The organism is Actinomadura nitritigenes (assembly GCF_017573545.1).
Classification (GTDB): domain Bacteria; phylum Actinomycetota; class Actinomycetes; order Streptosporangiales; family Streptosporangiaceae; genus Spirillospora; species Spirillospora nitritigenes.
On sequence record NZ_JAGEOK010000005.1, the window covers coordinates 70380 to 84602 of the forward strand.

At 74.5% G+C, this 14223-nt stretch carries 11 protein-coding genes; 6 read left to right on the top strand and 5 right to left on the bottom strand.

The annotated features are described in order from the left end of the window. Positions 1-135: 135 nt before the first annotated feature. Positions 136-2046: a DUF8823 domain-containing protein gene (locus J4557_RS08455; RefSeq protein ID WP_208265886.1), complete on the top strand. Its 1911-nt coding sequence runs from the start codon at positions 136-138 to the stop codon at positions 2044-2046. Here the strand turns inward: J4557_RS08455 and J4557_RS08460 are convergent. Further along, the gene (locus tag J4557_RS08460) at positions 2043-2996 is read right to left on the bottom strand and encodes an NADP-dependent oxidoreductase (protein WP_208265887.1); all 954 of its coding nucleotides are present in this window, start codon (positions 2994-2996) and stop codon (positions 2043-2045) included. The genes J4557_RS08455 and J4557_RS08460 overlap by 4 nt on opposite strands. Before the next feature lie 50 nt (positions 2997-3046). On the opposite strand from J4557_RS08460, the gene J4557_RS08465 reads away from it, so the two are divergent. Beyond that, the gene (locus J4557_RS08465) at positions 3047-3706 is read left to right on the top strand and encodes a TetR/AcrR family transcriptional regulator (protein ID WP_208265888.1); all 660 of its coding nucleotides are present in this window, start codon (positions 3047-3049) and stop codon (positions 3704-3706) included. A gap of 164 nt (positions 3707-3870) precedes the next feature. After that, a complete protein-coding gene (locus J4557_RS08470) occupies positions 3871-4773 on the top strand; it encodes an LLM class flavin-dependent oxidoreductase (protein WP_208265889.1) in 903 nt (300 codons plus the stop codon). A 27-nt stretch (positions 4774-4800) separates the two neighbouring features. Here J4557_RS08470 and J4557_RS08475 read toward each other — a convergent pair whose 3' ends face one another. Continuing rightward, complete coding sequence (locus J4557_RS08475; RefSeq protein WP_208265890.1) at positions 4801-5991, bottom strand: ROK family transcriptional regulator; 1191 nt, start codon at positions 5989-5991, stop codon at positions 4801-4803. A 128-nt stretch (positions 5992-6119) separates the two neighbouring features. Here J4557_RS08475 and J4557_RS08480 point away from each other — a divergent pair, with 128 nt between their 5' ends. Both J4557_RS08480 and J4557_RS08485 read left to right on the top strand, forming a co-directional pair. Further along, positions 6120-7523 carry an APC family permease gene (locus J4557_RS08480; RefSeq protein ID WP_208265891.1) on the top strand — a complete coding sequence of 468 codons (1404 nt, stop codon included), beginning with the start codon at positions 6120-6122 and terminating at the stop codon, positions 7521-7523. Continuing rightward, positions 7520-8389, top strand: a complete 870-nt coding sequence (locus tag J4557_RS08485) for an ROK family protein (protein WP_208265892.1) — start codon at positions 7520-7522, stop codon at positions 8387-8389. Before J4557_RS08480 ends, J4557_RS08485 begins: the two co-directional genes overlap by 4 nt. A 19-nt stretch (positions 8390-8408) precedes the next feature. Here the strand turns inward: J4557_RS08485 and J4557_RS08490 are convergent, their stop codons facing one another. Next, on the bottom strand, positions 8409-11198 hold the full coding sequence (locus J4557_RS08490; protein WP_208265893.1) for a glycosyl hydrolase 2 galactose-binding domain-containing protein: 2790 nt from the start codon (positions 11196-11198) through the stop codon (positions 8409-8411). A 190-nt stretch (positions 11199-11388) separates the two neighbouring features. Here J4557_RS08490 and J4557_RS08495 point away from each other — a divergent pair, with 190 nt between their 5' ends. After that, positions 11389-12876: an MFS transporter gene (locus J4557_RS08495; RefSeq protein WP_208265894.1), complete on the top strand. Its 1488-nt coding sequence runs from the start codon at positions 11389-11391 to the stop codon at positions 12874-12876. Here the strand turns inward: J4557_RS08495 and J4557_RS08500 are convergent. Both J4557_RS08500 and J4557_RS08505 read right to left on the bottom strand, forming a co-directional pair. Next, complete coding sequence (locus J4557_RS08500; protein ID WP_208265895.1) at positions 12870-13715, bottom strand: helix-turn-helix transcriptional regulator; 846 nt, start codon at positions 13713-13715, stop codon at positions 12870-12872. The two genes, J4557_RS08495 and J4557_RS08500, sit on opposite strands and share 7 nt — an antisense overlap. Positions 13716-13775: 60 nt before the next feature. Then, positions 13776-14174 carry a winged helix-turn-helix transcriptional regulator gene (locus tag J4557_RS08505; protein WP_307799544.1) on the bottom strand — a complete coding sequence of 133 codons (399 nt, stop codon included), beginning with the start codon at positions 14172-14174 and terminating at the stop codon, positions 13776-13778. Between the last annotated feature and the right edge of the window lie 49 nt (positions 14175-14223).

Sequence of the window (14223 nt, forward strand, 5' to 3'; positions counted from 1 at the left end):
CCCGGCCACGGGACGGCCCCGCCGCACGGCCGCCGAGGTGGGCGATATGAAATGTCCACGGTTCCCCCCGTAGTGTTCATATGCCGGTTCATAACGCCCCGCCGGGCATGAGCACAGACATGGAGCGTCCCGTCAGTGACCGCAGCGCAGGCCCCGCGCGCCCATGATCCCGACCCGGGGCTCGAGACGCCCCCGGACGGCGACACTAAGCAGGCCGAGGGCCGGACCCGCCTCGGCGGCGAGCGAACGCCGCAGCCGACCGGGCGTCCGGCCGGACGGGACGCGCCAAGCGACTCCGGAGCCCGGCACCCGGCGCTGAACCGGTTCCTGCGCCACCCGGTCACGCTGGTGACGGCGATCACGGCGGCCCTGCACCTGCTGTGGCTCGGCACCCTCGCCAGCAGCGGCGGCGACCTCGCGGCGCAGGACGCCTGGGCCGAGTTCGCGGGCCGCCATCCGGGGTCGGCGTACAACCTCGCCTGGTACGGCGGGATGCACCCGGTCTCCTACAGCGCCGTCTCGCCGTACGTGATGTCGGTCCTCGGCGTCCGCACCACGATGATCATCGCGGGCACGGTCTCGGCGGCGCTGATCACCGTGATCCTGGCGCGCAGCGGGCACGTCCGCCGGCCGCTCTGGCCGTCGCTCGCGGGCGCCCTCGCGCTCGTCTGCAACGCGGTGTCGGGCCGCGTCACGTTCGGCCTCGGCCTGATGTTCGCCATCGCCGCGGCCGCGATCGTCTTCGCCACCCCGCGCGCCCTGCGCGGCAACCGCTGGGCGAAGGCCGCGGCCGCCGGGCCGCTCGCCGGCCTCGCGACCGCCTGCTCCCCCGTGGCCGGGCTCTACATCGGGCTCGTCGCCGCGGCCCTGTTCCTGCAGAAGCGCAGGCCCGCCGCGTACGCCCTCGGGGTCGCGCCCGTCGTCGTGGTCGCGCTGTCCGCCTGGCTCTTCCCCTTCTCGGGCACCCAGCCGATGCCCCTGGGGTCGGCCATCCTGCCGATCGTCTTCGGGGTCGCCGTCATCCTCCTGGTGCCCAAGGAATGGCGGACGGTCCGGATCACGGCGGTGGTGACCTCGGCGACCGTGCTGGTCGCCACGCTGATCACCTCGCAGGTCGGCACGAACATCACCCGCCTCCCGATGCTGTTCACCGGGGTCGCGCTGATCGCCGCGCTGCCGTTCACGGAGCCGCGCTCGCGCAGGTGGTACGCGATCGTGCTGGTGTTCCTCGGGTTCACGACCTGGATCGGCATCAAGACCGTCCAGGACGTCGTCCGGGCCCATCCGGCGGCGGCCTGGACCCGCCGCCTCGCCCCCCTCGTCCACGAGCTGCGCAAGGCGGGGGCCGAGCGCGGGCGGGTCGAGGTCGTGCCGGCCCGCTCCCACCGGGAGGCGTCGGCCCTCGCCCCCTACGTGAACCTCGCGCGGGGCTGGAACCGCCAGGCCGACATCAAGCGCAACCACCTGTTCTACGACGGCACGCTCACGGTGGCCACGTACCACGACTGGCTGAAGCACTGGGCCGTCCACTACGTCGTCCTCCCGGCGGACGCGCCCGACAACGGCGCCGAACGCGAGCGGGAACTGGTCGGCAACGGGCTGCCCTACCTGAAGAAGGTGTGGAGCGACAGCAACTGGCATCTGTACGCCGTCACCGACCCCGCTCCCCTCGCCGAGCCGAACGCGACCGTCGTCCGCGCCGAGCAGAACGAGATGACGCTGAAGGTCGGCGCACCGGGCCGGATCCTCATCCGCATCCCCTACTCGCCCTGGCTGAGCCTGGTCGACGCGGACGGCCACAGCCTCCAGCCTCCCTTCGAGACGGAGGCGTCCAAGCGGATGCGGGAGTACGACGGCAGCCGGCCGCCGCAGTACGTGAACCCCAACGGCTGCCTGGCGCCGACCGAGCCGGACGCCACGGGCGACGCGTGGACGGAGCTCGTCGCTCCGAAGGCCGGCACCTACCGGCTGGCCGCCCCGTACAAGATGCCCCGGGGCACCTCCTGCCCCAAGGAGCTGCGGGGCCCGGCCCTGAGCGGCCCCTAGCCCACCAGGACGATCTTGCCGCGGGCGTGGCGGCTCTCGCTCAGCTCGTGCGCCGCCGCGGCCTCGGCGAGCGGGAACGCCGCCGCGACCGGCACCCGCAGGCGGCCCTCGCGGGCGAGGGCCACCGCGATCGGGAGTCCGTGCACCGCCAGCGGGTCGGCGCCGACGCCCAGGGCCGTGCCGGTCTCGTCGACCGGCGCTCCGTGCGACAGGTGCACGCCGTGGGACGCCGCGGTGAGGTCCGGGGCGATCGTCACCACCCGCGCCGGGTCCCCAGCGATGGCGACGAGGTCGGGCAGCGCCCCTCCGGCGCAGTCGAACACGGCGTCCACCCCGCCTGGGGCGAGCGCGCGGACCCGTCCGGCGAGGCCCGCGCCGTACGTCGCCGGCTCCGCGCCCAGGGAGCGCAGGAACCCGTGGTTGCGCTCGCTCGCCGTACCGATGACGGTGGCACCGCGAGCGACCGCCATCTGCACGGCGATCGTCCCCACCCCGCCGGCCGCGCCCTGCACGAGCAGGGTCTGCCCGGCGCCGACCGCGAGCCGGTCGAGGACCCGGGTGGACGTCTCGACACCGCCGGCGGCGCCGCCCGCCTCCTCCCAGGTCCATGCCGCCGGCTTGGGCGCCCAGGCGGCGAGGACCGCGTACTCCGCGTTGGCGCCGCGCTCCGCCGGGTCGGCCATGCCGAACACCTCGTCGCCGATCTCCACGCCGGTGACGCCCTCGCCGACCTCGTCCACCACCCCGGCGGCGTCGAACCCCGTCCGGTACGGCAGCGCCGTGGGCACCATGTCGCGCATCGCCCCGGAGCGGATCAGCGTCTCCCCCGGTGAGATCCCCGACGCCCGGACGGCGACGCGGATCCGGCCCGGCCCGGCGTGCGGCGCCTCGACCTCGGCGACGTAGAGCACGCTCGGCGGGCCGTACTCGTTGAACTGGACTGCTCTCATGCGGCCGACCGTAACGGAACGCCCCGTCCGGTTCGCCTAAAGTGAGAGCGGTGACGGACGAAGTGGCTCGGAAACTGCGCTCGGACGCCCGCGACAACCGGGAGCGCATCCTCGACGTGGCGCGCGAGGCGTTCGCCGCCGAGGGCCTGGACGTCCCGATCCGCGAGATCGCCCGCCGGGCGCACGTCGGCGCGGCCACCCTCTACCGCCGCTTCCCCACGAAGGAGGCGCTGCTCGCGGCGGCCTTCGCCGATCAGATGGCCGTGTGCATCGCCGTCGTCGAGGAGGGCCTGGCCGCCGACGACCCGTGGGCGGGGTTCCGCACGGTGGTCGAGCGGCTGATGGAGGTCCACGCCCTGGACCGCGGCTTCGCCCACGCGCTCATCTCCCAGTACCCGCGGGTCTTCGACTTCGCCGAGGGGCGCGAACGCACGCTGCGCGGCCTGGCCGAACTCGTGCGGCGGGCGAAGGAGGCGGGCGCGCTGCGCGAGGACATCGTGCTGGAGGACGTCGTGCTGGCCCTGATGGCGAACGAGGGCATCCGGGCCGGGTCGCGGGCGGCGCGCGTCGCGGCCTCGCGGCGCTTCGCGGCCCTCATGATCCAGTCGTTCCGGGCGGACGCGCCCGGCGCGCCGCTCCCGCCCGCCGTCCGGCTGCCCATCGGCGTCGGGGGCCGGGGCACCACACCGTCCCCGCCCGCGTCCCCGTGACGTCCGCCCCCGCGCTCTGAGCCTGACCCAGCGCCTGCGGCGGACGAGACTCCTCGAACTTTCCGGCCGCGAGAGCGCAAGAACGGGAAGACGGCTCCGACCTGTTCGTGAAGGGACGCCTTCGCCTGGCCGCACGCCCGGGCGACCACGAACGGAGATCGAAGATGGACATGCCCCGCCTCGGAGTCACCCTCCAGCACTTCGGACCCCACGCCGGGCCCGACGCCGTCGCCGCCGTCGCGCAGGCCGCCGAACGGCTCGGCTTCCACGCTGTGTCGGTCAGCGACCGGCTCCTCACCCCGGTCGGCCCGCACTGGACCAACGACGCCGGGCTGCCCAAGTCGGCGCCGTGGGACGTTCTGGAGGTGCTGACCTGGGCGGCGGCCCACACCCGGCGGATCCGGCTGACCACCGCGATCCTGAACACGATCTTCCAGCCGCCCGTCGTCGTGGCGCGCCGGCTCGCGACCCTCGACCGGCTGTCCCGGGGCCGCGTGGTCGCGGGCGTCGGGCAGGGCGGCGGGACCCGGCTCGCCCCGTACTACATCCCCGAGGAGTTCACCGCCGCCGGAGTGCCCGCCGGCCGCCGCGGCGCGGGCTTCGCCGAGCACGTCGCCGCCATGCGCGCCTGCTGGGGGCCCGACCCGGTCGAGTTCCACGGCGAGCACTACCGGATCCCGGCCTCCAGGATCGGCCCGAAGCCGTACGGCGACCGCATCCCGGTCCTGTTCGGCGCGATCACCCGCCCCACCGTCGAGCGCGCGGCCCGGATCGGGGACGGCTTCGTCACCACCGCCGTGGACTGGGACGACACCCGCACCCACGTCCGCTGGTACCGCGACGCGGGCGGCACCGGCACCGTCCTCGTCAGCACCTTCCCGGCACCGCCCGGCACCGACGTCTCCACCGCCGACTTCGTCGACACCACGCTGCGCAACCTCGACCGGGCCGCCGAGGCCGGCGCCGACGAGATGCACATCGCCACCAACCTCCTGGACGTCCACCCGCAACGCCAGGCCGATCTGCTCGAGGCCCTCGCCGCCGAGCTGGACCTGCCGGCTTCCTGAGCGCCGGGGCCCGCCGTCCAGGCCGGGTCAGGACTCGGTGACGGCGCGGGTGAAGACGAGGTCGCGGGCCGTCTCCAGGCCCGTGGCCAGGGCCCCGAGGACGACGGCGTCGTCACCGAGGGCCGAGACCTCGACGCGCGGCGCGCCGAGCGGGGTCATCGTTTCGAGGCGGTCCCGCACCGCGCCGAGGAGCACGTCGGCACCGTGTCCGCCGATGCCGCCGCCCAGGACGATCAGGTCGGGGTCGAGGAGCGCGACGACGCTGGCCAGGGCGCGGGCGACGTGCCCGGCCTCGTGCGCGACGGCCTCCGCCGCGAGGGGGTCGCCCGCCCGGGCCTCGTCGAAGACGCGCTTGGCGGTGATCGGCCCGGTCATGCCGAGCCGCCGCGCGGCGGCCGCGATGCCGGGGCCGGACGCGACCGACTCCAGCATCCCGTGCGAGCGGGCCTCCCCCGGGTCGGCCTCGCCGAACGGCAGCCAGGCGATCTCCCCGGCCGCGCCGCGGGCGCCGCGGTGCAGCTCGCCGTTCAGGACGATCCCCATCCCGATGCCGGTGCCGATCGACACGAACGCGAAGTGCGGCACGCCCTCGCCCAGCCCGTAGCCCTGCTCTCCCAGCGCGGCGAGGTCGATGTCGTTCTCGATGGTGCAGGGCGCGGGCAGCCGCCGCGCCAGCCGGCCGGTGACGCCCGGGACGTCCCAGCCGGGCAGGTTGGGCGCCAGGCGGAGGCGCCGGTTCTCGACGTCGTGGACGCCGGGCGTGCCGAGCACGATGGTGGTGACGGCGCCGTCGGCGGCCTTCGCCAGCTCGTCGACGATCCGGCCGATCCGGTCGATGAGCGCGGCCGGTTCGGCGCTCCCGTCGGCGCCGACCGAGCGGACGTCCTCGCGCACCGCGATCTCGCCGGACAGGTCGGCGAGCGCGGCGCGGATCCACTCCCGGCCGACGTCGAGCCCGATCACCCAGCCCGTCTCCGGCCGGATCCCGTACAGCCGGGCGGACCGCCCCGCCCCGCCGGTGCGGCGGCCGATCGCCTTGACCAGCCCGACGCGTTCGAGGTCGGCGAGCGCGAGCGAGATCGTGGGCTTGGACAGGCCGGTCGCGGCGGCGAGCTGCGGGCGCGACACCGGCCCGAGCAGGCGGATCCGCTCGTACACGGCGCGTTCGTTCATGATCCGCAGCACGCTGGTGGTGTTGGCGGTCTCCCGGCTCGGCACGTGTAAAGCCTGACATATCCCGGCACGGCGCACGCGCCGGGCGTTGATTTGTTAGGGAGCCTCCCTTACATTCACAGGTACGTCGAGCGGGGGTGAGACGTCCGGTCACGAGGAAGGGAGAGACCGCGATGACCGCTCCCGCGGGTTCGGGGTTCGAGCGGCGGCTCGGCGTGTTCCAGGCCACCACCGTGAACATGACCCAGATGTGTGGAATCGGCCCGTTCGTCACCATCCCGGCGATGATCTCCACGATGGAGGGCCCGCAGGCGATGTTCGGCTGGCTGGTCGGCGCGCTGATCGTGCTGGCCGACGGCCTGGTCTGGGCCGAGCTCGGCGCGTCCATGCCCGGCGCCGGCGGCACCTACCTCTACCTGCGCGAGGCGTTCCAGTACCGGACCGGGCGGCTGATGCCGTTCCTCTTCGTCTGGTCGGCGGTGCTCTTCATCCCGCTGATCATGTCGACCGGGGTGATCGGGCTCGTGCAGTACGCGGGCTACCTGTGGCCCTCGCTCGTGGACGGCTCCGGCCTGTCGACCGCCGGCCACGTCCTCGCGATCGCCGTCGTCGCGGTCGTCGTCGCCGCGCTGTACCGGAAGATCGGCGACATCGGCCTGCTCACAACGGTCTTCTTCGTCGTGATGCTGGTCTCCGTGCTCGGCGTGATCCTGGCCGCGTTCACCCACTTCCACTCCGACCTGGCGTTCACCTACCCGCACGACGCGGGGTCGAAGTTCTTCCACGGCCTCGGCGCCGGGCTCGTCATCGCCGTGTACGACTACCTCGGCTACAACACGGCGGCCTACCTCGGGGCGGAGGTCCGGCAGCCGGGACGGGTCATCCCCCGGGCGATCATCTTCTCGATCCTCGGCATCATGGCGCTGTACTTCCTGTTCCAGGTCGGCGTCCTCGGCGTGATCCCGTGGGAGAAGACGCAGGAGTCCAGCTCGTTCGCGTCCCTCGTGCTGGAGCGGACGTGGGGCAAGGGCGCGGCGCGGGTCTTCACGGTCGGGATCATCGTCACCGCGTTCGCGTCGGTGTTCGCGGGCCTGCTCGGCGGCTCCCGGGTGCCCTACAACGCGGCCCGCGACAAGCTGTTCCTGCCGTGGTTCGCGCGGATGCACCCGCGCCTGAAGTTCCCGACGTTCGGGCTGTACGCGATGGGCGTCATCACGGCGCTCGGCTCGCTGTTCACCCTGACGGACGTCATCAGCATGCTGACCGCGGTGTTCGTGCTGGTGCAGTCGGTCGCGCAGATCGTCGCCCTCACCGTGCTGCGGCGCCGGCAGCCGAACCTGCCGCGCCCCTACCGGATGTGGCTGTACCCGCTGCCGAGCCTGGTCGCGCTCGCGGGCTGGATCTACATCTACAAGTCGGCGGGCACCAGGCCGATCGTGCTGTCGCTGGTCTGGCTCGCGGCCGGCGTCGTCGCGTACCTGGTCTGGGCCCGGCTGGAGCGGATCTGGCCGTTCGGGCCGAAGGAGATCAGCGAGCCCTTCGCCGAACCCGGCGGCACCGAGCCGCAGGCCGCATGATCCTCGGGATCGACTTCGGGGGGACCAAGGTCGCGCTGGCCACCGCCGACGCGACCGGAGCGCCGCTCCGCCGCGTCCGCCTGGAGACCCGGGCGGAGGGCGGCGCGGAGCAGGTGGTGCGCCGGGCGCTGGACGCGGCGCACCGCCTCGTCGCCGAGACCCCCGGCACGCTGACCGCGGTGGGCGTCTCGACGTTCGGCGTCGTCCGGGACGGGCGGGTGCGGCTGGCGCCCAACGTCCCCGGCTGGGAGGACCTGCCGCTGCCCGACCTGGTCTCCGGCGGCCTCGGCGTGCCCGTGCGCGTCGACAACGACGTGAACGCCGCCACCGCCGCGGAGGCGCGCTGGGGCCGGCTCGCGGGCGTCGGCACCGGCGTCTACGTGAACCTCGGCACCGGCCTCGGCGCCGGGCTCGTCGTCGGCGGGCGCGTCGTGCCGGGCGCGCACGGCGCCGCCGGCGAGATCGGGTACCTGCTGCGGCGTCCCGGCGAGCCCGGGTGCGCGCAGGGCCGCGCGCCGCTGGAGGAGTACGCCTCGGGCAGCGGCCTGGCCGCGCGGGCCTCGGCGCTGCTCGGCGAGCCGGTCACGGCCGCCGGCCTGTTCGCCCGCCGGGACGAGCCGAGGGCGGCCGCGCTGCTGGACGACACGGCGGCGGCGCTCGGCATGGCGGTCGCCAACCTCGCGACCACGCTCGACCCGGAGCGGGTGGTCCTCGGCGGCGGCATGGCCGCCGAGCCGTCCCTGCTCCCCGCGATCCGCGCGACCGTGGCGCGCGCGGTCCCGTTCCCGCCGGAGGTGGTGACGGCCCGCTTCGTCGACGACGCCGCGCTCATCGGCGCCATCGCGCTCGCCGGGGGCGGGGCGTGAATCACCCGCACGGGACCGGTCACGTGCGCGACGCGGCGGGAAGGGTCAGCGGCGGCAGGTTCCAGCCGCCGAGGCCGACGACCGGGGCGGCGCCGCGCAGGTCGGAGGCGCGGTAGCGGGCGGTCAGCGTCTGGGACTGCCCGGGCCACAGCGTGACGTCGTTGTCGCTCCAGCGGATCGGCAGCACCTGGCCGTCGCCGGGCAGCGGACGCCCGCCCGGCGCGCCCCGCCGCACGTCCGCCCTGGTGAAGACGGCCGGCGCCGTCCCGGTCGCCCTGATCGTCACGGTGGTCACGAGGTCGGCGCCGTCGCGGCGGGTGGCGGCCGACGCGCGCACGGCGGCGCGCGGCAGGCCGCGCAGCCCGGTCAGGTCGGCGTACCCGCCCGGCCGGAACGCCGCGCCGCTGCCCTTGCCGAGGGTGTTCTTCCAGTCCACCTCGTCCGGCTTCGTGGACAGCCAGTAGACGTTGCGGCTCACGGTCGCGCCGCGCCGGGTCAGCGTGAGTTCGAGGAAGTAGGTGCGGGAGACGCCCTTCGGCGGCCGCGCGGCGGCCACGGTCCGGACGTCCTGCGCGGCCAGTGCCGGGACGGCGACGCGGGAGGTCCGCCTCACGGTGCCGTCGATGTCGATCAGCCGCACCCGCGCCGTCAGCCCGGCCTGCCTCCCGCCGGTCAGGTTGGCGACCTCGACCGCCCCGGACGCGTAGTCGTACATGACGTGCACCGGCTCGCCCGCCTTCTTCGCGCCGAAGTACACGCCGGGCTGGTCGAAGTCCTGGTTGAAGAGGTTCCACTGCAGCGACGGCCACGCCTTGTTCAGCATCCAGTAGATGACGCCGGTGCTCGGGTTGGCCGGGTCCCTGGAGTTGCCGAGGTAGGCCTCGAACTGCGCCCGGGCGATCTCGTACCCGCCCATCTGCGCGATCCGCTGGTAGGAGGCCATGTCGGACCAGGGCCCGTACCGGTGCCACAGCGGGGTGTTGTACTGCCCCATGCGCGCCATCCGGGTGTAGTCGTTGTAGGGGTACACGTGGAAGAGGTCCCGGCCGGAACGCGGGCCGCGCGCGGTGGCGGGATCCCAGAGCGCGGCCTGGTCGCGCGGGGTCAGGAAGCGGTCGAGCGAGTCCCGCGTCGGGACGGTGTTGCCCGCGCTCGTCTCGGTGTCGAAGCCCCAGGCGCTCCCGGCGTTCGTGTACGACGGGTCGTTCACGTCGGCGGTCTCGCGGCCGTTGCTCCACCAGTAGACCGGCGGCACGTAGCCGTACGGCCCCTCCTTGGCGCCGGACGGGCCCAGCCGCGGCGACGCCTTGTCCTCCGCCGACGCGATCTGCGGCGTGCCCCAGTCGGCGGCCTCGAACGCCGGCACGTACACCGATTCCTTCGCCGCGTCCGGCGCCGCGTCGCTGCCCTGGAAGAAGGCGAACACGCTCGGGTGGTCGCGCAGCCTGCGCGCCACGGCCGCGGCCTGGACGGCGGCGTTCGCTCGGAGTTCCTCGCTCCACCTGGCATAAGGGTCCTCCCAGCGGTCGCAGCACTGCCAGCCGGTCATGGCAAGGACGCCCGCGCGGTCCATCTGCCGGAACATGTCGTCCGGCGGGAAGTTGCCCTCGAAGCGCAGCGCGTTCAGCCCGAGGTCCTTGACGTAGGCGAGCTGGTCGCGGGCGTTCCGGGGCGAGTAGCGCAGGAACATGTCCGGCGACCAGCCGCCGCCGCGGATCACGATCGGCACGCCGTTGACCTCGAACCGCCGGTAGCCGTGCGGCACGTGCGTCCTGCCGGGGACGGCGCGGGTCAGCGACGAGGTGACGGTGCGGATGCCGAAGTCCTCGGCGTACCGGCCGCCCGCGCGCAGGCGCGCGGCGAGGTGGTAGAGCGGCTGGCCACCGAGCTGGTACGGCCACCACACGTCCGGATGGTCGAGGCGCAGGCCGAGCGCGACCGGGCGGGCCGTGCCCGGCGGCAGCGTCACCGCCGTCCTGAACGGCAGCCGCGTCGGGCCCCGGCCGACCGTGCCGGAGAACTCGGCCCGCCGCACGGTTCCGGTGTTGTTGCGCAGCACGGCCTTCACGGTGAGGTCGGACCGGGAGAAGTCCTCGGCGTTGCGCTGCACGACGTGGACGTCCCTCAGCGACACCGGGCCGTCCTGGACGATCTTCGGTGGACGCTCCAGCCCGGTGCCCCGGTCCGGCGCGGCCGGGTTCCAGTCGAGGCGGCTGCCGGTGAGGTAGGTCTTCGCCTTGTTCGGCGCGACGTCGAGCGCGATCGCGTTGGCGCCGTCGCGCGCGTACCGGGTCACGTCGTACTCGAACCGCGAGTAGGAGCCCTGGAGCCGCGAGCGGCCGTCGATCCGGGCGCCGTTCATCCACAGGTCGGCGGTGCCGGAGACGCCGTCCATGATCAGGAAGGTGCGGCCGCCGCGGCGCGGGTGCAGGACCACCTCGTCGCGGTACCACCAGTTCACGGCGAACTGCCCGGTCGGCACCGATGCCAGCCGGTCCGAGTAGAAGACGTCCGGGTACCTGCCGTTCTCCAGCAGGCCCGCCATCAGCGTCTCGGGGCGGCCGATCGGCAGCCAGCCGGACGCCCGGTAGCCCGGCCGGGAGATCCGCGCGCCGTCGCTCCCCGCGACGGCCGAGGACTGGATCCGCCAGCCCCGGACGAGTTCCGAGGCGCCGTCCTCCCCCGCGGGCGCGAGGGCGACGGGCTCGGCGCGCCCCCGTGCGGTGCCGCTCGCGGCGTACGGCGGGGCGGCGCCGGTGAGGATCGCGCAGGCGGCCAGGGCCGCCGCCGGTCGTCCGGGCTTCGACATGGGCGCCTCCGCTGCCGCTGCGTCGTCGTTCGGTCACTCCCTGTGCGATCACCCGATCCGGCCGCCGCCACACCCGGACACGGGGAAAGATCCGGCCCGCCGCAAGGCCGCCCGGCCCCGCCTGCACCTGGCAGATGTACCTCCAGCGGAGTTCTGGTCGGCCTTTCCCCCCGGCAGCAGTCTCAAGTGCATGACGACGGAGACCTCCCGGAGCGCCGCGCGACTTGGAGCGCGGGGCCGGCTCATCCTCATCACGCTGTGCGGCGCGACGTTCATGACCGGCCTGGACTACTCGATCATCACCGTGGCCCTGCCGGAGATCGGCCGGGACCTGGGGTTCTCCGGAGCGTCGGCCCTCCAGTGGGTGGCGACCTCGTGCCTGCTGCCGACGGCCGCGCTGATGCCGCTGTTCGGGCGGGCGTCCGACATGGTCGGCAGGCGGCGGCTGTTCATGACCGGCGTGGCGGGCTTCACCCTGATGTCGCTGGCGGCCGCGCTGGCGCCGAGCCCGGCGACGCTGGTCGCGGCACGCGCCGGGCAGGGCGTCGCGGCGGCCATGATCGGCCCGACCGCGCTCGCGCTGATGACCTCCGCGTTCCCCGAGGGGCCGCGGCGCACCCGGGCCCTCGGTGTGAACGGCGCGCTGCTGTCGCTGGGATTCGTGGTCGGGACGATCGGCGGCGGTCTGATCACCAGCGGGCTGAACTGGCGCTGGACGATGCTCCTCCTCGCCAGCATCGGCTCGCTGGTCCTGCTCGGCGCGCTCACGGTGGTGCGCGAGACGGCCGGACGGAGCCGGACCGGGCTCGACGTCCCCGGCGCGATCCTGGCGAGCGGCGGGCTGTTCGCGCTGGTCTACGGAATCTCCACGGGCGGGGACGCGGGCTGGGGCAGCCTCACGACGCTCACGACCCTGCTGGCGGCAGCGGTCCTGCTCGGTTCCTTCCTCGCCGTCGAGGCGCGGCACGCCGCACCGCTCGTCCCGCCGCGCCTGCTGCGCCGCGCGACGGTCAAGTGGGGCATGTCCGTCGGCCTGGTCACCTTCGGCATGTGCGGCGGCGCGACCCTTCTGCTCAGCATCTACATGCAGGACGTCCTCGGCTACTCGCCCCTGCGGACCGGGCTCGGATTCCTCGGCGAGGGCCTCGCGGCCCTGGCCGGCGGCACCCTCGCCGCCCGGCTGATCAACGCCCGCGGGACGGCCGCGACCATCGCGACCGGCCTCACCGTGCAGGCCGCCGGCACCGCCGCCATGGCGGCCCTGCCCGTGCACGGCGGCCTGGCCGTCCTGCTGGCCACGTCCGCGACGATGGGCTTCGGCCACGTCCTGACCGTGGTGGCCGCCATCACGGCGATCACGTCCGGCCTGGGCCGGGACGACCAGGGCGTCGCGGGCAGCCTCGCCCAGATGCCCACCTTCGTCGGCGCGATCGGCGTCGCCGGGCTCACCGCGATCGCCGCCGCCCGGACCGAGGCGCTCGCCCCGGCCACCACCGAGGTGCGGGCGGCGCTGGGCGGGCTCCACGCCGCGTTCCTGGCGGCCGGCGCGGTCGCGCTGCTCGGCGCGGTCGCGGGCGGCGTCCTGCTCCGCCGGGCCGGCGCCGTCCCGGCCGGCGCGCCCTCCACCGGCGAACCGGCCGAGCGTTCGCCGGCGACCCGACCGGCTGCCGGTCAGTGAGCGGCCGCGGCGACGAGCTCGGCGAGCCGGCGCAACCGCTCCCGCGACGGCGATCCCGGTTCCGCCTGGAACACGGTCACGCCCTGGCCCGCGTCGTCGGGCGTCCGCAGCAGCTCGGCGGTGAGGGTCATGACGCCCACCTCCGGATGCCGGTAACCACGCGAGATGGACGCGCAGTTCGCCACCGGGTGCTCCGTCCACATGGCGCGGAACTCCGGGCTGAGCGCCAGCAGCTCCTCGACCAGGGCGGCGAGCCCCTCGTCGCCGGGGAACCTGCTCAGCGAGCCCTCCAGGTAGGCGATGTCGTCGCGGGCCTTCTGCTCCCAGTCGACATAGAGGCCCCGCGAGAAGCCCGTCTCCAGGAAGTCGACGCGGACGAAGTTCGGCTTCTCCTCGCCGTCGAAGTCGTGGTGCGGGGCCAGGAGCGCGTGCGCCAGGCGGTTCCAGGCGAGGATGTCGCCCCGCCTCCCCACCGCGATGGCGGGCGCCTCGGTGAACGAGTCCACCAGCAGCTCGATGCCCGGACGCAGCCGCTCCGGCCTGACCCGCTCCCGGGCCCGCACCACCCGGGCGAGGCGGTGCAGGTGGGCCAGCTCGTCGCCGTCCAGCCGCAGGACGCGGGCGATGGAGTCGAGCACCTCGTCGGAGACGTTCGGACTCCGCCCCTGCTCCAGCCGCGTGTAGTACCCCACGCTGACCCCGGCGAGCGGCGCCAGCTCCTCCCTGCGCAGCCCGGCCACCCGCCGGTGCTTCACCCCCGGGTTCAACCCCACGTCCTCGGGCCGGAGCCGGGCACGGCGGGACCGGAGGAACTCACCAAGGGCGGAACCGGGATACATGGATCAAAGATTCTCAGAACCGCACCTCCCGGCGAAAGCCGCGCGGGACCCGGTGCGTCGTCAGGGAGCCGGGGTGTGCGCGGCGTTGGCGCGGTCGACCTCGGCCATGTGCTCCTCCGCCCACGCGCGCACGACGGCGAGCGCACCCTCAAGGGACAGGCCCAGGTCGGTGAGCCGGTAGTGGACGCGCGGCGGGACGGTCGGCTCGACCCGCCGGGCGACCAGGCCGTCGCGGGCGAGGCTCTGCAGCGTCGCCGACAGCATCTTCTGGGAGACGCCGGGCATCCGCCGCCGGAGCTCGGCGAAGCGCAGCTCGTCCGGCGCGGCGTCGGCGAGGACCTTGACCGCCATGGACGTCCACTTGGTGCCGATCCGGTCGAGCAGCCGCCGGGTGGGGCAGCCGGGATCGAACAGGTCCCCGCGCGCCCCTTTCGCGGTACCGGCCGGTGAGGAGGTCACCTGAGGTTCACCACCTGTCGCAGAAGTGCCGTCTGGCGGCCCGAATGGG